Raw genomic sequence first — 18495 nt, forward strand, 5'->3', positions numbered from 1 at the left:
TAATAAAAAATCATAAATTGTATATATGTTTTCATAATAAATATATAAATAAAATACACTACAAATATTAAATTTTACTAATACTTGTAGTGTATTTTTACTATAATTTAGTATTTTATCTTTTACTTGGATATTTTTCAAATATTTCTAATGTACCATTATAAATAGACTGAGCTGCTTTTTCTTTAAAGTCTCTTTGTGCTAGCTTACTTGCATCTGATGGACTACTTAAAAATCCTATTTCACATAAAACAGCTGGCACTTTGTTATTTCTAAGAACAATTAAATTAGATGTTTTTATTTTTCTATCTAATAGTCCTAAATCTTTTAAAAGATTTTTTTGCAATATTTCTGCCATTGCCTTACTTGTAATACCTCTATCACTAGTATTAGGGTTTAAATAAAATACTTCTGTACCATTAGGTCCTGTAGAGCCATTTCCAGATGCATTTTGATGTATAGATATAAACATATCCCCTACTTCGTTAGACATATTAGTTCTATCTACAAAACTTGGATTTACATCTTCTAATCTTGTAAAATATGCTTTAACATCTTTATTAGCCTCAAATAAATCATTTAATATAAGACAAATTTCAAGGTTTACATCTTTTTCAATAAGCCCATTACCAGATGTACCTGGAGCTTCTCCTCCGTGACCAGGGTCTATAACAACTATATTTTTATATTTTTCTTTAGGTAAAAGCATATTAATATAAATATAATTATTGTCTTCTGTTACATTAATTGCTGTTATTTTTTTACATTTAAGAACAATTTGAGTAACACCACCAACATTTTGTACTGTAATTGTATCTACAAGCTCATTATTTACTTTATACTCACCTATGGCTATTAAGGAAGTTATATCCTTATCAAAAGTAAGAATATATTCTTTATTTAAATAATTATCTGTATGTTTAACATTATTTATATCAATAGATATAGAAGATTTTTTTTCTATTTTAAATTGTCTACCAGATACAATATTTGTATTATCATTTGTTGTATTATTATTTACATTATTATCTTTATTTATGTTTAAACCTAAAGTAACAGTTGTTACATTATCCTCTTTTTTATAAGAAAAATCAACATTTTCTTTAAGATTAGCCTCTATATTTACCATAATATTTGTGCTTTTGCTATAATCAATATTTTCAATATATTTAGTTTCTTTAATATCTTCTGTTAAGTTTACAATAGCTGAATTTTTTATTTCTATGCTAATTTTATCATTAAAATCATTTTTTCTTATATTAATATCTGGTGCAAATTCTCCATATATTTTTAATATATCATTTGTTCCATCATTAAATAATTGTAATTTTTTAATCGGATTTCCACCAAAATTAACATATAATATTTTACCATCTTCAGATAAAAAGTTATTATTTAAAACAGAACTTTTCGTTTTAAATATAAATCTAGTAACATTATTTTCTTTATTTTCTATAGTAACATTAGATACAAATTCTGTAATACTTTCTAAAGATGTTTCTACTATATTATTTTTACAATTATATATATCGATAGCAACCGAACCATCTTCTAATATTATTTGCTCAAATTTATCAATTTTTTTATTAGCAAATATTGCAAATGTTCGCTCATCAGAATCTGGCATGTCTATTTTTTCTATAATTATTTCTTGATTTTTTACTTGAGTTGTTGTTTCTGTAATTGATGTTGTTTCTGTTGTTGTATCTTTAATTACTGATTCATTAATATTTATTATTCTTGTTTTATTATCCCATTTTACTTCAAGTCCAACAGCTTCACTTACAAATCTAACTGGTATCATTGTTTTTCCATTTATAAGTTTAGGTGGTATACTCATTTTAAATAATTTACCATTAACTGTAGCATTAATATCATTTATTTTCATAAGAACAACTATATCTTTATATACTACTTGAACTTGTTCAGTATTTTTAATCCAAGTAACAGTTGCTCCTATTTTTTCAAATGTTTCTCTTGCCGGTACAAGTGTGTAATTATCAATAATAATAGGTTCTAAAGGTAAATTTTCTATTTTTTTATCATTAACGTATAAATATACTTTTTCTTTGTTGTATGTATAAGTTTTACCATCATAACTTATTTTAAAATTAACATATGGTGCCGAAAATACACAAATGTTTGACATAATAATAAAAACAGTTGTACACACAATAACAAAAATATTTTTTGATTTAAACATAAGTAGCCTCCATAATTTTTCTTCTAGTTCTTATTATTATAGCAGAAAATTTGACATAATTCCAATATATATACTATTTGAAATAAAAATGTAATAATTTAAAAATAAAATTAACAATATTTTCTTTAAATATATATTTTTTTATATTTTTGTAGTATTAATTTTATATAGAAATACAAAATAATCTATAATTTTATTAAAATATATTTACATTATAAAAACAATAAAAATTGTATTAAAACTATTTGAAAAATATATAAATATATGATAAAATATATAAAAATTGTTACAAACCTTTGTTTGGAGGTATTTTATGAAAAATAAAATCATATTAAATATACTAATTATTTATTTTTTAATATTAAGTTCAGTTTTATTAATACAATTATCATCTAAAAAAACAAATGCAATAGAGCCTTTACCAAATGAACTAACAGCAGAAGATAAACTTAAAAATTCTGTTGTGTTAGCAATAAATAGTCCTGTAATTATAATAAATGAAAAACAATTTTTAATAGATGAAAATGATTCTACTCTGGTACCAATAATTGAAGACGGAAAAGTTTATATACCAGCAAAATTTTTACAAACAGCCTTTGGTGCTAATATTAGTTTTTCTAAACAAACTAAAGAAACTATTATAAGGTTATATAATAAAGCTATAATATTTTCTAATAATGGTACAAGCATACAAATTATAGATAATACAAGTCAAGAAACTATAAAAATAGATACAAAAGCTAAAATAATAAATGATAGATTTTATATACCTCTTAGAAGCTTTGCCGATATATTTGATAAAGAGGTCTTTTATAATGATGACTTAATTATTATTAGTAATATGGTTAATTTATTTGACCCAATAGAAGAATTAAATATTTTAAAAGAACTAGAAAAACAAGTAAAACAATTACCTATAGTTGGTAATAATGAAAATTTAAGACATTTATCTAATAAATATGCGTTAGATACCCAAAATAATTTAGAAACTCCACAAGAAAATTTATTAAATATAAATGATTTACCTAATTTACTAAAAGATAATAATCCTATTATTATAAAGAAAACTAACAACTATAATATATATGTAAATCAAGCATTTATTGAAGTTTATTTTGTAACAAAAGATAAAGAAGAAATTTTTAGCTTTAAAGTTGAAAAAATAAACAATAACATAAAAGATATAAAAATAACAGATAACAGATTTATTATAACATATATGGATAGTAATCTTAAAACGGTTATTTATGATATATCTGATAGAAAAAATATACAAACTGTTAAAGTTATAGAAAATAATGGAGATTTTTACAAAAATATTATAGATGGTAATAATTTATATACTATATCTAAAATAAATATAAATAAATATAAAAATAAAGAACCTTATTTTGAAGAGTGTATTTATAATAATAATGTTGTTGTAGATATTAAAACACAAAACTTTAATCTTAATAAAATTTTTTATTTTCCAGATATAAACGATAATAACTATACTCTAATATCTTATATAAATCTATATGATATGTATAAACCTCTATCTAATAGTGTTTATTTAGGTATGGGAAATGACGTTATAATTAATGAAGATAATATATATGTAACAACACATAAAAACCAAAATAATAATTTATATCAATTCAAAGCTACATTAAATGGAATAGAATATGTAGAAAGAAGATTTATTAAAGGTAATTTTAAATCTCTAGAAATGGACGAAGAAAAACAATTTTTAAAATTTATTTTAGATAATAATATTATATATCTCGATAACAACTTAAATATTAGATAAATTAAACATAAGGAGGTAATATTATATATGACTGAAAATAAAAAAGTTTTATTCAGTGGTATGCAACCATCTGGTAAACCAACACTAGGTAACTACTTAGGTGCTTTTAAAAATTGGAACGTTTTGCAAGAAGAATATAATTGTATTTACTGTATAGCAGATTTACACGCTATAACCGTTAGACAAGACCCTACTATGCTTAGAAAATATACTAAAGAATTATTAGCATTATACCTTGCAGCTGGTCTTGATAATACTAAAAATCTAATATATATACAATCTAATGTATCTGCACATGCTGAGCTTGGTTGGATATTAAATTGCTATAGCTATATGGGCGAACTATCTAGAATGACCCAATTTAAAGATAAATCTCAAAAACAGGGTAATAACATACCAACTGGGCTTTTTACTTATCCTGTTTTACAAACAGCAGATATTTTATTATATCAAACTTCTATTGTTCCTGTTGGTGAAGACCAAAGGCAACATTTAGAACTAGCTAGAGATATTGCTATAAGATTTAATAATATTTATGGTGATATTTTTACTATACCAGAAATATATATACCTAAAGTAGGTGCTAAAATAATGGGCTTACAAAACCCTACTAAAAAAATGAGTAAATCTGATGCAGATAATGAAAATAATGTTATTTATCTATTAGATGATTTAAAAGTAATAGCAAATAAAATAAAAAGAAGTGTTACAGATTCTGACAACCAAATTATATATAGTGATGATAAACCTGGTATAAAAAATTTATTAAATATATATTGTGCTATAACAAATAGTACTATTAAAGATGCTGAAAAATATTTTAGTAACTTTGGATATGGTAGCTTTAAAGAAGCTATTGCAGAAGTTGTTATAGAAGAAATAAGACCTATACAAGAAAAATTTAAACAAATATTATCAGATAAAATATTTTTAGAAGATGCTATTAAAGATGGAGCTAAAAGAGCTGAATATATAGCTAATAAAACCTTAAGAAAGGTCAAAAAGAAAGTAGGATTTATTTAAAAATGGATTTTATTAGACAATTTAAGCATGACAGAAAAGAAAATGGAGAAAGTATATCACATTTAAAATATGGCACTCCTATAAAAATATCACTAGAAAGTAACGATAAAATTCATATGTATAGTAAATTAGTTTTTGTACTATCAGATACTGAAGTTATTATCATTATGCCTAAATCCCAAAATGGTCATATGGTTAAAATAGATAAAAAAACTGAATATGAAATAACATTTAAAACTAGCTCTGGATTATTTGAAAATAAAATGAAAGTTTTAGAATATGACATATACAATGATATGCCAATAATAAAAATAAAACTATTAAGTAATACTCGAAAAATTCAAAGACGAGAAAGTTTTAGATTAAATATAGACTTAGAGTTTAAATTTACAATAGTTACAAATAATAAATTATTATGTCCAAATTCTATTAATGATATTAAATTAATAGGTAGAACTATCGATATAAGTAGTGGAGGTTTAAAATTTAAAACTAATGAAAATATAGATTTAAATTCTAAAATAAAAATATTACTAAATATAAAAAATAAACTTATAATAATATTAGCAACTATAATAGATAAATCTGAAGAAGACATTGAAAATAAAGAAAAATGTAAATTTTATTATACGTGTAAATTTGAAAATGTATCTGAAAAATTTAAAGAACTTATAACAAAGCATATATTTGATGCACAAAGAATATTATCTAAAAAAGGGAAAATAAATAATAAATAGGAAAGGATAATTATGGGGTTATTTAAGAAAAAGGAAGAAGAAAAAAAACTAGATTCTATTTTAAATTTGAAAACAGGGATACCTATAGAAATAAGCCAATTAAATGACAAAGATTTTGCATACTCTCATAAAACTAAATTAGAAGAATTCGTATCTGAAAAAGAAGCTATAATATTAGCTCCTATGTCTAATGGCAACATAGTAAAATTATCTAATAGCACAAAATATTCTATAATGTTTAAAACAAATAATGGACTATTTAAAAATACTATGAAAGTAATCTCATACACTGTAAAAGATAACATAGCTTTAGTAAAAGTTGAAATTTTAGATAAAAGTGAAAAATTACAAAGAAGAGCTAGTTTTAGATTAGAGGTAAGTCTTAATTTTGAATATGATATTGTAGAAAATTGTAATGAAGATACTTTAAAAAATACGGATATTTTATTTTATAAAGCTAAAACAATTGATATAAGTAGTGGTGGTATTAAATTTTTTGCTAATGAAGATTTGAAAGAAGGACAACATGTAAAAATATTAATAAACGTTGATGAATTATTCGTAGTGGCTATATGTACTATAATACACAAAGAAAAATCTAATTTAGGTGAAGAATATAGATATTCTTATAAGTGTAAATTTGAAAATATACCTAAAAAATATCAAGAGGATTTATCTAAATATATATTTGATACCCAAAGAAATTTATCTAAAAAAGGTGTTATATTTAATAAATAATATTGACAATATATTTTTTAATGATATAATATATACATATTTAAATTTGAGATAAGGACAGTAGTTTATTTTGATGTTCAAAGAGAGAGATACCTTAGGCTGAAAGTATCTTAACTAAAAATAAATGAAAACTACCTTTGAGTAATGGCTCTAATAAAGCACGGGTTGTTTCGTTAAAGACAATAAGAGATATAGTTTTTACTATGAAATTGGGTGGAACCGCGTATATTACGCCCCATTTTCCTTCTATGGAAAATGGGGCTTTTTAATATAAATTTTTAAATCATAAATCTCAATAAATATATAAAACTATAATAATAAATTATTTAATACAAATAATAATATTAGCTCAAAATTATTATAAGGAGGATTTAAATTATGATTAATATTACTTTAAAAGATGGAACAATAAAAAGTTTTGAAAAAGGCAGTAGTATTTTAGATATAGCTAAAAATATAAGTGAAGGATTGGCTAGAAATACTTTTGCTGGTCTTGTTGATGGAAAAGTATGTGACTTAAGAACAATAATAGAAAAAGATTGTTCTTTAAGCCTTTTAACATTTGATACAGAAGAAGGTAAAAAAGCATTTAGACATACTGGGTCTCACATATTAGCTCAAGCTGTAAAAAGATTATATCCTAATGCTAAATTAGCTATAGGACCTGCTACAGATGAAGGATTTTATTATGATTTTGATAGAGAACCTTTTTCTTCAACAGAGCTTATAGAAATAGAAAAAGAAATGAAAAAAATAGTAAAAGAAGACTTAAAAATAGAACGCTTCGAATTATCTAGAGAAGATGCTTTAAAGTTAATGGAAGAAAATGATGAACCTTATAAAATTGAACTTATAAATGATTTACCTAAAGATGCTGTTATTAGTTTTTATAAACAAGGTGATTTTGTTGATTTATGTGCTGGTCCTCACCTTTTAAGCACAAAATATTTAAAAGCTATAAAAATATTAAATGAAGAAGGTTCATCTGGTGCATATTGGAAAGGTAGCGAAAAAAATAAAATGTTGGCTAGAATATATGCAACTGCATTTCCTAAAGCAAGTGAGCTACAAGAATATTTAGAAAAAAAAGAAGAAGCTAAAAAAAGAGACCATAATCGCTTAGGTAGAGAACTTGGTATATTTACTACATCTGAAGAAATAGGCCAAGGTTTACCACTTTTAATGCCTAAAGGTGCAAAAATAGTTCAAACTTTACAACGTTTTGTAGAGGATGAAGAAGAAAAAAGAGGATATAGCCTTACAAAAACACCTTTAATGGCAAAAAATGATTTATACAAAATTTCTGGACATTGGCAACATTATAAAGATGGTATGTTTGTTCTTGGAGATGAAGAAAATGATACTGAAGTGTTTGCTCTTAGACCTATGACTTGCCCATTCCAATATACTGTATATAATGCTGAACAACACAGTTATAGAGATTTACCTATTAGATATGGTGAAACTTCTACACTATTTAGAAACGAATCTTCTGGGGAAATGCATGGGCTTATAAGAGTTCGCCAATTTACTATATCTGAAGGACATATCATTTGTACTAAAGAACAATTAGGTGAAGAATTTAAAGGTGCTGTAGATTTGATAAACTTTATGATGACTACTCTTGGTATACAAGATGATGTAACATATAGATTTTCAAAATGGGACCCTAACAATAAAGATAAATATGAAGGAACTCCTGAACAATGGGAAGAAACTCAAAATGTTATGCGTGAGCTTTTAAATGAAATAGGTCTTAATTTTACAGAGGCAGAAGGAGAAGCTGCTTTTTATGGTCCTAAACTAGATATACAATTTAAAAATGTTCACGGTAAAGAAGACACTATTATAACAGTACAAATAGACTTTTTACAAGGTAAATTGTTTAATATGACTTATGTAGATAAAGATGGTGAAAAGAAAAATCCAATTATCATACACAGAACATCTATTGGTTGTTATGAAAGAACTTTAGCTATGCTTATTGAAAAATATGCTGGCAATTTCCCTACTTGGCTTGCTCCAGTTCAAGCTATTGTTTTACCTTTATCTGAAAAATATCACGATTATGCAGAAAATGTTGTTAAAAAACTTAAAAATAATGGTATAAGAACAGATGTTGACTATCGTGCTGAAAAAATTGGATATAAAATAAGAGAAGCTAGGTTACAAAGAATTCCTTTTTTACTTGTTGTTGGTGAAAAAGAAGCAGAACTTGGTGAAGTTTCTATTAAAAGCCGTGGTGAAGATTTAGGCTCTAAACCATTAGATATATTCTTACACGATATAAAAGAAGAAATAGACAAGAAAATAATGAAATAATAAAAACATTGTATCAAAATCATAAATTTTAAAATATACTATATTATAAAATTCCAAAATTATAATTATAAAGTAAAGATAAAATTTTTAATATACTATAAAGCTAACAATTTATAATTATTTTTTTGTTTATATATATTAACATTATAAAAACTGTACTTATAAAATCTAAGTACAGTTTTTATAATGCTCTTTATATAAAATTTATACAATAAAATAAAATAATATCATATTTATAAAAATACATACTAAAAGATTTTTTATATATTGCTTTATATCTATTTTTAACCCAATTCTTTTATTTTTAAAATAATTTATTGATTTAAATGATATATAAAATATTAATATAATGACTACTATATTTTCTATAATATATATATTAAAAATATATTCTAATCCTTTTAAATAGTAACCATTAAAAAATAATGCTGTTGTAAAACTAATAAAAAATCCTTTAGAAAATACTATTAAATATATAAATATAATTCCTAAAGGTATAAACCCTAAAAACCATATAAATATAAAATATTTTATACCTTTAAAAAATACTTCAAAATAATATATAAAATTAAAATTTATACTATTATTTTGTGTTACAAAACTATCTATAAATATATCTAATTTTTGAATACTACTATCTTTTATTAAACAAGCAAATAATGAACCTAAAATACTTCCTAAAAACATTACAATCATTAAATTTTTTAATGTATTATCTTTTATTTTATATCCATAATATTTATCTTTTAAATATTCCATTATTAATTCTCCTTTTTATACTTAAGAAAAAATAACATCATTTATAAGTTCTGCTAAAATCTCCATAGCATTATATAGTTCCTGTTTAGTATTAGTTTGTGCTCCAGCTTCTATCAACATAGTTTTAGGTTTTAAATGCAGACTATATCTATAAGGTTTTATGTATATTTTTCTTGTAAAATTTGGGTATTTTTCCATAGCCTTTTTTTGCATATTAAAGCTAAGCGCAAGATTTGTAGGTATATATGGATTAGGTAAATTTGATATATTATTTAACTTTCCATTTTCCATTATTCTTGATATACCATTAAAAAACATTATTTTAGCTGTTGGTTTACCATTTATTGTTTCTACAAGATGTGTATTTTCCCCTACTCCATCTCTATGTAAATCTATAACTAGCTCTATAGATGGATTTTCTTCTAACACTTTTTTTATTACTGGCTCCATTCTTTCATATGCACCGTTTCTTTGTAAACTTCCATTTAACATATCAAAAGATGAATTTGTTATATGTAATGTTTTTATATTATACTCTTCTTCTAAAATAGTTGCTAATCTTGCTCCTACACCTACTATACCCTCATTTATATCATACACATAGCTATCTTTAAACATTTCATGAGGATGTGTATGGAAAATTAATACTTTAGGTTCATCTTCACTTTTTTCTATTTTTAAATCTGTATTTATAAATTTATTAACATCGAAATAATCTTTAGACATACCTGTTGATGAATCTACTATATAAAATTCTTTTCTTAACTCTTCTAAATTTTCAAGTTTTTTTAAATCTATATTAGTATTTGAAACTGATGTACTTTTTTTTATTTCATCTTCTGTTTTTTTATGTTCATAATCTATATCATCAAGTCCTATAAGCTCTATATCTCCTATTTCTTCACTTTTCATATTTTCTATGTTAGAAGCCATTATGGTATCTTCTTTTTTAAATATATCTTTAGCCTCTTCATTTATTTTATAATTAGGCAATGTATCATATAGCATAATTTCTCCAAAAGCAACTTCATTTATATTAAAAAATAATATAATTATTAATATTATACTTATGGCTATTCCAAATCCTATTTTTTCACAAAATTTTTCTATCTTCTTGTCCATATTTTTTCTCCTTGTAAACATAGTAAAATATATAAGTTATAAAATTATATTCAATTTAATAAAAAAATATAACAGTTATAATATAAATTTATATATTACAACTGCTATATTTTAAATTGTATAAATTAATAATAAATGTATTTTATGTTTATCCTATATGTTTTTGTTCATTATTTAGCATATTTTCAATAAATATTCCATATCCTTTTGATGGCTCATTTACAAAAACGTGTGTTATAGCACCTATTATATTTCCATTTTGAATTATAGGACTTCCACTCATACCTTGTATAATACCGTTTGTTTTTTCTAGTAATTCTTTATCTGTTATTCTTATAACCATAGATTTTGAATTATCTATATTATATTTATTTATACTTTCTATTTCTATGTCATACTCTTTAACTTCTTCTCCATCTATATTACAAAGTATAGATGCTGGTCCTATCTCTACACTATCTTTAAGCCCAATAGGAGTAGCTTTTTTATTATCAAAAAAATCATCATTTGTTATTTTGCCATATATACCAACATTAGTATTATTTGTAATATTTCCTATTGTTTCATTTTTATTTATATTTCCTACTAATTCTCCTGGCGAACCTTTTTCTCCTTTTTTTATATCAACAATATTTGATTTCATTATTTTGCCATCTTTTACTTCCATTATTTCTTTTGTATCTACATCTACAATGCCGTGACCTAAAGCTCCAAAATATTTTGTTTCTGGATTTATATAAGTTATAGTTCCAATACCTTGAGTGCTATCTCTAACCCATACACCAATTTTATTTTTTCCATCTTGACCTTTAACACATTTTATTACTAAATTTTCTAATTTATTATTTCTTTTTATTTCCATATTTAAAATATCATTATTTTCTATACACTTTATTAAAGTTTCTTTACTATCTATTTCTTCATTATTTATTTTTAATATCATATCTCCAGGTTGTAATATATTTTTTGAAGGTTCATATTCTTTTCCATCTTCACCTATAACACTACCTAAGCCTAACACCATAACACCTTGCGTATCTATCCTAACACCAATAGAATCTCCACAAGGTATTAGTTTTGTGTTTGGTAAAGTAGATACTGTAACATTTTTTATAGGTATTCCTATTAAAGAAACTTTCATATTTACAGCACCTTCTTTTTCTGACTGTAAATATACCGTTTCATTAAGATTTATATTACTTTTTTCTTCTAATGGTTTATTATTTACATTTATAACACTATCATCATTTGAAACAATAGTTGCAACAGCTGGTATATTAAAGTCTAATTTATGAATATTTCCTGCTAAAAGATTAATTTGTTTTGGAAAAAACATAAAATTTATTATTATAGGTATAACAAATATTAAACTTACTAATATTAAACCTATTATATAAAAATATTTTTTATTTAATTTTTGCATATATAACCTTCCTCATATCTTCATAAATTTAATAAGTTTATAAAGATATGCTTGCCAAATATAAAAATAGTTATACAAAAATTAAATAGTAATCTATTACCTTATTTTAAAATTATAAATTCTTTTATATTTAAAGCTCCAACTAATATTAATAATATAATATATATTAATCCTAAAATACTTAATGATATAACTAAACTAAAAATTTCTCCATATGTTAATATTAATAAATTATAACAATATTTAGCAATTATACCACTAGACAATATACAAATTATAGGTTTTAATACACTATTTGAAATATCTATTTTAAAATCTATTTTACTTTTTAATTTTGATATAGATATTATATTTACTATTATTAAACTTAAAAACCAACCTATTATAAATGCATATAAGTCATATTTAGGTATTAAAAAATATATAAAACAAATATTTATTATTGAAGATACAATACTATTTTTAAATATTAAAAACTGCTCACCTAACCCATTTAATATACCTGAAAATGTAACTTGTAAATATAAAAATGGACATAAAAATCCTATGTATAGAAGTTGCCAACCTATATCATCTTGTGAATATATTGTCATTCCAAGCTCATTTGAAAAAAATATAAATAATCCAGTTGTTCCAATACCTATAAATGCTGTTATATTAAGTGTTTTGGATATAGTTTGCCTTATAGTACTAATTTTATTCTTTGCCATTGCTTCCGATATAGCTGGTATCATAGCTATTGCAAGTGCTGTAAGAAGTGAAGAAGGAAACATAACTAGTGGCATAGACATACCACTAAGCTGTCCATACAAACTCATAGCTTCTGTAGCATTATACCCATATTCTATTAACTTTTGTGGTATTAATATATTTTCTATTGTACTTAAAAATGAACCTAAAACTCTATTTGCTGTTAAAGGTATTGCCATAGCTAATATTATTGATGTATACTTTACAGTTGATACTGTAGGCTTTTTACCATTATTAATTTTTGCATTATAAACCATAAGTACATATAAAAATGCAAATATTTCTCCTACACACATACCTATGACACCAACTGCACAAGCATATGATAAACCCATAGGTATAAATATTGAGGCTAAAATATATATAGTAATCATTCTAGAAACTTGCTCTAATACTTGACTGATAGCTGGCACTATAGCATCTTGCATTCCTAAAAAATACCCTCTTATGCAAGACCCTATTGCCATAAAAGGAAAACTTATACACATAATATGTAATGATAATAACGTTTCTTTACTTTTTAATAAATTATTAGCTATATATCCTGAAAATATAAATACTAAAAAACTTAATAAACAAGATATTAATCCAGATATAAATATACAAATAGATAAAATTCTTTTTATGTTACCATATTCTTTTTTGGAATTTTCTTCTGCTACTAGTTTTGATATAGTTGTAGAAAAACCAGATGATGATATACTCCACGCTAACATAGTATATTGTCAAGACAGGAAATTAAAAAATTATTAAAAAAGGTTGAAATTTAACTCAAAATTCCATTCTATTTTTATTTTACATTTGTCATATATATATATCTTTTTTACAAATAAGTCTACTATTTCATAAGTTAATTTATCCTTATATATGACTTTTTCTATTCCATCCAGTTTTATATACCTTCTTGTTTCATTTTTTAAAATTTCTATTTTTTTAGTTATATTTTCTTTTCTACTTTCTATATTTTTACGACTTAATAAATATTGTTCCTTGTCCATATTTTCATTTAAATATAACATATAAAATTCATCTTTTTCATCTTCAAGTTGTATTAATTCTTTTTCAAACATTTTTAATTCGTTTTTTGTATTATTATTGTTTTTGTTTAATATATCAAATTCTATTTTTTGAATACCTTTTAATATAACATTTTCAAGAAGCTCTTTTTCAATTACATTATGTTTACAATTATCATTATATTCATAATTTCTTGTCCTACAAAAATATGTTTTACTAGAATTATATAAAGAATAACCACAATAGCCACAATATAACTTATATGCAAAAATGTTTTTTCTTTCTTTGTTTTTTGTTGTCTTTCTTGTAGTTAGCATATCTTGTACCTTATAAAAATCTTGTTTATTTATAATACCAGTATGACAACCCTCTACTATAATCCAATCACTTTTATTATTTGTTACTTGCTTATGCCTAGTTTTTATATTTCTACTTGTCCTTAAATACTCTATTGTACCAATATAAACCTTATTGGACAATATTTCTCTAATATGTTCCCTTTTCCATAAGTTTTTAGAATTTACTGTTTTATTTATAAAATCTAATCTTGTTTTAACATTATTTTCATTTAATTTTTTAGCTATTTCTAAACAACTGTTTCCATCTAAAAATAAATTAAAAATATTTTTAACTATTAAAGATGTTTCTTCATCTATTTCTAATTTACCTTTTTGTTCTTTAGATTTTTTATAACCAAAAGGGGCAGTATAACCTAAATAATTTCCTTGCTTAGCCTTATTTATTTTACTACTCGTTATTTTACTAGACAAATCTTTAGAATAATAATCATATATTATATTTTTAAAATTTATATCAATATCATTTAAATTGTATTTTGAATTTTTACTATCAAAATTGTCATTTATAGATATAAATCTTACATTAAAAAATGGTAATATATTTTCTAAATAGTTTACAACCTCTATATAGTTTCTTCCAAACCTAGATAAATCTTTTACTATTATATACTTTATTTTATTTTCTTTTATATCTTCAAATAGTGTTTGTATGCTAGGTCTTTTAAAGTCTGTGCCAGAGAAACCGTCATCTACATATTCAACTGCTTTAAAGTTTTTAAATTCTTCTTTTTTAGTTATAAAATTTTGTATAATATGTCTTTGACTTTCTATACTATTACTTTCAGCTTTTTCATATTTATTTTTATCTTTATTTGAAATTCTTAAATACATAGCTATTGAATACTTAGAAGTCATTTAAAACACCTCTCAACTATTTAAAACTTTTAATTTCATCAAATCTATCACAAAATTTAAAAGCTATTTTTAACTTTTTATCATTATATATAACTATTTCATCTATTAATTTTAATATCATTTCTTTAGTTAAAATTTCTTTATCTTCAAAAATTAAAAATTCATTAATAAAATTTTTATCATTAAATCTTTCTTCAATTTTGTTTAAATCCTGATTTAATTTTATTAATTCATCTTTAAGTTTTAATTCTTTTTGCTTGTATTTAGTTTTATTATAAATATAATCTTCTTTGTTTAATACATTTTCTAAATAATCATTATACATAATATCATATATATTATTAATATTATCTATTTCAAAATTTATTTTATTTACTTTATCTTCTATACATTTTTTCTCTAATTCAAATTTATGTAAATACTTTTTACTTTTAACTATTTCATTTAGGTTTTTAGCAAGTTTTAATTGTAATTTTATAGTCTCCAAAATAATATTTAAAATTATTTCTTCTTTTATACTTTTAAAATTACATCTATCTTTATATTTTAGCTTATTAGAACAAGTAAATCTTTTATCTACATAATTTTTTTTAATATTTTTAACTAATCTAATATTTTTATCACAGTAACCACATTTTATAATTCCCTTTAAAATATTTTCATCATTAATATTTGTATTGTGTTCTTTAAAATATTTTTGTTTTAAATGATTATTTATATCTTTCACTTGATTAAATGTATCTTCATCTATTATAGGTATATGATTATTATGTATAACTACCCATTCTTCTTTAGGTAAATTTATTTTTTTATGATTATTACTTATTGTTTGAATAGTTTTTCCTTGAGTTAAATTGCCTATATAAAAATCATTATTTAAAATTCGATTGATACATTCTTTATTCCACTTTACATTAGCATATTTATCTGTTTTAAAAAGTCCCAAATTATAAAAATGTTTATAAGGTGCATCTATATTTAATTTTTCAAGTTCAAATAATATTTCATTATAACTTTTATTTTGTAAACGCCAATTAAAAATTTTTTTAACAACTTCACTTGCTTTTTCATCAACTATTACTTTACCTTTATTTTGTGTATCTTTTAAATATCCATAAGTAGGAATAGTACATAAATATTGTCCTTTTTTTCTTTTAGACTGTAAAGCAGATGAAACTTTTTTTGAAATATCTTTTGAATATATTTCATTAACAATATTTTTAAGATGCACTGATAATATATCATTATTTTTTATATTTACACTATCAAAATTATCATTTATAGCTATAAACCTTATATTTAAAAATGGTAATATATTTTCAATATAATTACTACATTCTTTATAATCTCGTCCAAATCTAGATAAATCTTTTACTATTATACAATTTATTTTTTTATATTTTATATCTTCTAAAAGACTTTCAAATCCTTTTCTATTAAAGTTTGTACCTGTTTTATTATTATCTTCATAAAATTTTACTAATTCAAAATCATTATTATTATTTATATAATTTAAAATTATATTTTTTTGATTTTCAATAGTGTTTTCATCATCTGTATTATTATTTAAGATTGAAAGGCGAACATAAGCTCCAACTTGAAAAGATTTTTTAGGATTATTTAAATTTAATTGTAAGTTTACTCTACTTTTTCTAGCCATATTAAATAACCTCCTTTAAATCTTTTAAATTATTTAAAAGGTTGATTATTTCTCCATATTGCTCATCAAATCTAAATTTTACACATATCCTTAAATTTTCATAAACATAAATTTTATTAATCAAACAAACAAGTAATTTTCTATCTAATTCTTTAATATTTTTATATTTCTTAATATATTCTTTTAGTTCTAATTCTTGTTTATTTCCATTAATTAAATCATTTAATTTAAATTCAAAATCTTTTATACCATCTTCAAGCTTTTTAATTTTCTGTTCTATTATATCATTATATCTAATATATTCATCTTTATCTAATATTTCATTTTTATAATCTTCATATATTTTAAATTTATGTTCTTTTAATTTATCAATTTCTTTTTTTCCTGTACTAATATTTATATTGATATTTTCAATTTGTTTTTCACTAAAAGGTAATTTTTTAATATCTTTTATAACTTTTTCAGTATCTATTAAAGTTTTAATATGTAAATTTATTATTTTTAATAGAGTTTCTTTTATAACTGTTTCTTTTATAGAATGTTTAGTACAACCATTACCTTTAATACAACCAGAACAAACATAATTAATATTTCTATTTTCTTTTGTACCAAAGTTTTTCCTTACCATACTTCTTCCACAGTCAGGACAATATAAAATACCAGAAAATAAAGATACTTTTTCATTATTAGGTGCTACTCTTGTATCAGATAGCATAAGACTTTGTACAATTTCAAAAGTTTGTTTATCTATTATTGGTGGGTGAGTATCTTCACAAATTAACCATTTTTCTTCAGGATTTTTAACTAACTTTTTAACTCTATAATTTAAAGATGTAAATTTTGCTTGTTCTAATATACCAATATAAGCTTTACTTTTTAAAATATCAATTATAGTTTTATGGCTCCATAAAGAGGTTTTTTTAAATTTTACACTATTTTTAAAATTTAAACCTATATGTTTTTTATACTCCATTGGAGATAAAACACCTCTGTTATTTAATTTTTCAGCTATTTTAGTATGAGTATAACCTTCTAATTTCATTTCAAATATTTCTTGTACTATTTTTGATGGATAATCATCTATAATTAATTTATTTTTGTTGTTAGGGTCTTTCAAATATCCATATGGTGCAAAAGAACCTATAAATTCTCCATTCTTTCTTTTTAAATCTAATTGAGTTCTTACTTTTATAGATATATCTCTTAAATAAGCATCATTTATAAGATTTTTAAAAGGTACTATTAAACTTTGTTCCGAATTATTATTGATACTATCATATCCATCATTAATAGATATAAATCTAATGCCTAAAAAAGGAAAAATTTCTTCTATATATTTTCCTACTTCAACAAAATTACGTCCAAATCTAGAAAAATCTTTTACTATAATACAATTTACTTTTTTAGATTTTATTTCTTCCATTAGCTCTTTAAAGGCTGGTCGTTCAAAATTTCCCCCACTATAACCATCATCAATTTTTATAGAAACTAATTCTAAATCTTCTCTTTCATTAATAAAAGTTTGTATCATAGATTTTTGATTTATTATACTTTCACTTTCGTTTTTATTATTATCCTCACGAGATATTCTTAAGTACATTGAAACTTTATACTTTTTCATTTCTAACACTCCCAATTGATTATTTTTAATCAAAAAAATCAACTAGAGTTTTGATACGTCTTATTTTTTGAAAGTATATTATAAATTTTTTCATCTGTCTAGTTGATTTTTATA

General features: G+C 22.5%; 13 protein-coding genes and 1 other annotated feature. Of the genes, 5 read left to right on the top strand and 8 right to left on the bottom strand.

Going from position 1 to position 18495, the window contains the following annotated elements; all coding sequences use genetic code 11:
- Positions 1 to 115: 115 nt before the first annotated feature.
- Complete coding sequence (locus NBW53_RS06805) at positions 116 to 2203, bottom strand: N-acetylmuramoyl-L-alanine amidase (protein WP_250277517.1); 2088 nt, start codon at positions 2201 to 2203, stop codon at positions 116 to 118.
- A gap of 313 nt (positions 2204 to 2516) precedes the next feature.
- Between NBW53_RS06805 and NBW53_RS06810 the strand changes: the two genes are divergently transcribed.
- From NBW53_RS06810 to thrS, 5 genes are all read left to right on the top strand, one after another.
- Positions 2517 to 3995: a stalk domain-containing protein gene (locus tag NBW53_RS06810; RefSeq protein WP_250277518.1), complete on the top strand. Its 1479-nt coding sequence runs from the start codon at positions 2517 to 2519 to the stop codon at positions 3993 to 3995.
- A 27-nt stretch (positions 3996 to 4022) separates the two neighbouring features.
- Positions 4023 to 5018, top strand: a complete 996-nt coding sequence (trpS, locus tag NBW53_RS06815) for a tryptophan--tRNA ligase (RefSeq protein WP_250277519.1) — start codon at positions 4023 to 4025, stop codon at positions 5016 to 5018.
- 2 nt (positions 5019 to 5020) lie between these two features.
- Positions 5021 to 5755 carry a flagellar brake protein gene (locus tag NBW53_RS06820; RefSeq protein WP_250277521.1) on the top strand — a complete coding sequence of 245 codons (735 nt, stop codon included), beginning with the start codon at positions 5021 to 5023 and terminating at the stop codon, positions 5753 to 5755.
- Between the two features lie 12 nt (positions 5756 to 5767).
- Entirely contained in the window at positions 5768 to 6493 is a 726-nt protein-coding gene (locus NBW53_RS06825; protein ID WP_250277522.1) for a flagellar brake protein, read from the top strand.
- A gap of 39 nt (positions 6494 to 6532) precedes the next feature.
- Positions 6533 to 6734, top strand: a binding site (T-box leader).
- Positions 6735 to 6871: 137 nt separating this feature from the next.
- The gene (gene thrS / locus NBW53_RS06830) at positions 6872 to 8815 is read left to right on the top strand and encodes a threonine--tRNA ligase (RefSeq protein WP_250277523.1); all 1944 of its coding nucleotides are present in this window, start codon (positions 6872 to 6874) and stop codon (positions 8813 to 8815) included.
- 204 nt (positions 8816 to 9019) lie between these two features.
- Here thrS and NBW53_RS06835 read toward each other — a convergent pair whose 3' ends face one another.
- The 7 genes from NBW53_RS06835 to NBW53_RS06865 all read right to left on the bottom strand — a co-directional run bounded on the left by NBW53_RS06835 (position 9020) and on the right by NBW53_RS06865 (position 18381).
- Positions 9020 to 9574, bottom strand: coding sequence for a stage II sporulation protein M (locus NBW53_RS06835; protein ID WP_250277524.1), 555 nt, complete (start codon positions 9572 to 9574; stop codon positions 9020 to 9022).
- Between the two features lie 21 nt (positions 9575 to 9595).
- A complete protein-coding gene (locus NBW53_RS06840) occupies positions 9596 to 10696 on the bottom strand; it encodes a stage II sporulation protein P (RefSeq protein ID WP_250277525.1) in 1101 nt (366 codons plus the stop codon).
- Between the two features lie 148 nt (positions 10697 to 10844).
- The gene (gene spoIVB, locus NBW53_RS06845; RefSeq protein ID WP_250277526.1) at positions 10845 to 12119 is read right to left on the bottom strand and encodes a SpoIVB peptidase; all 1275 of its coding nucleotides are present in this window, start codon (positions 12117 to 12119) and stop codon (positions 10845 to 10847) included.
- A gap of 101 nt (positions 12120 to 12220) precedes the next feature.
- Complete coding sequence (locus NBW53_RS06850) at positions 12221 to 13585, bottom strand: putative polysaccharide biosynthesis protein (RefSeq protein WP_250277527.1); 1365 nt, start codon at positions 13583 to 13585, stop codon at positions 12221 to 12223.
- A 33-nt stretch (positions 13586 to 13618) separates the two neighbouring features.
- Positions 13619 to 15100 carry a recombinase family protein gene (locus NBW53_RS06855; RefSeq protein WP_250277528.1) on the bottom strand — a complete coding sequence of 494 codons (1482 nt, stop codon included), beginning with the start codon at positions 15098 to 15100 and terminating at the stop codon, positions 13619 to 13621.
- Positions 15101 to 15116: 16 nt separating this feature from the next.
- Positions 15117 to 16760, bottom strand: a complete 1644-nt coding sequence (locus NBW53_RS06860) for a recombinase family protein (RefSeq protein ID WP_250277529.1) — start codon at positions 16758 to 16760, stop codon at positions 15117 to 15119.
- A 1-nt stretch (position 16761) separates the two neighbouring features.
- The gene (locus tag NBW53_RS06865) at positions 16762 to 18381 is read right to left on the bottom strand and encodes a recombinase family protein (protein ID WP_250277530.1); all 1620 of its coding nucleotides are present in this window, start codon (positions 18379 to 18381) and stop codon (positions 16762 to 16764) included.
- Between the last annotated feature and the right edge of the window lie 114 nt (positions 18382 to 18495).

The sequence above is a fragment of the [Clostridium] colinum genome (genome assembly GCF_940677205.1).
Lineage (GTDB): Bacteria > Bacillota > Clostridia > Lachnospirales > CAG-274 > Tyzzerella > Tyzzerella colina.

Bases quoted from the DNA above. Each gene is read 5' to 3' on its own strand.
- NBW53_RS06805 (WP_250277517.1), bottom strand. From the start codon at position 2,203: ATGTTTAAATCAAAAAATATTTTTGTTATTGTGTGTACAACTGTTTTT.
- NBW53_RS06810 (WP_250277518.1), top strand. From the start codon at position 2,517: ATGAAAAATAAAATCATATTAAATATACTAATTATTTATTTTTTAATA.
- trpS (WP_250277519.1), top strand. From the start codon at position 4,023: ATGACTGAAAATAAAAAAGTTTTATTCAGTGGTATGCAACCATCTGGT.
- NBW53_RS06820 (WP_250277521.1), top strand. From the start codon at position 5,021: ATGGATTTTATTAGACAATTTAAGCATGACAGAAAAGAAAATGGAGAA.
- NBW53_RS06825 (WP_250277522.1), top strand. From the start codon at position 5,768: ATGGGGTTATTTAAGAAAAAGGAAGAAGAAAAAAAACTAGATTCTATT.
- thrS (WP_250277523.1), top strand. From the start codon at position 6,872: ATGATTAATATTACTTTAAAAGATGGAACAATAAAAAGTTTTGAAAAA.
- NBW53_RS06835 (WP_250277524.1), bottom strand. From the start codon at position 9,574: ATGGAATATTTAAAAGATAAATATTATGGATATAAAATAAAAGATAAT.
- NBW53_RS06840 (WP_250277525.1), bottom strand. From the start codon at position 10,696: ATGGACAAGAAGATAGAAAAATTTTGTGAAAAAATAGGATTTGGAATA.
- spoIVB (WP_250277526.1), bottom strand. From the start codon at position 12,119: ATGCAAAAATTAAATAAAAAATATTTTTATATAATAGGTTTAATATTA.
- NBW53_RS06850 (WP_250277527.1), bottom strand. From the start codon at position 13,585: ATGTTAGCGTGGAGTATATCATCATCTGGTTTTTCTACAACTATATCA.
- NBW53_RS06855 (WP_250277528.1), bottom strand. From the start codon at position 15,100: ATGACTTCTAAGTATTCAATAGCTATGTATTTAAGAATTTCAAATAAA.
- NBW53_RS06860 (WP_250277529.1), bottom strand. From the start codon at position 16,760: ATGGCTAGAAAAAGTAGAGTAAACTTACAATTAAATTTAAATAATCCT.
- NBW53_RS06865 (WP_250277530.1), bottom strand. From the start codon at position 18,381: ATGAAAAAGTATAAAGTTTCAATGTACTTAAGAATATCTCGTGAGGAT.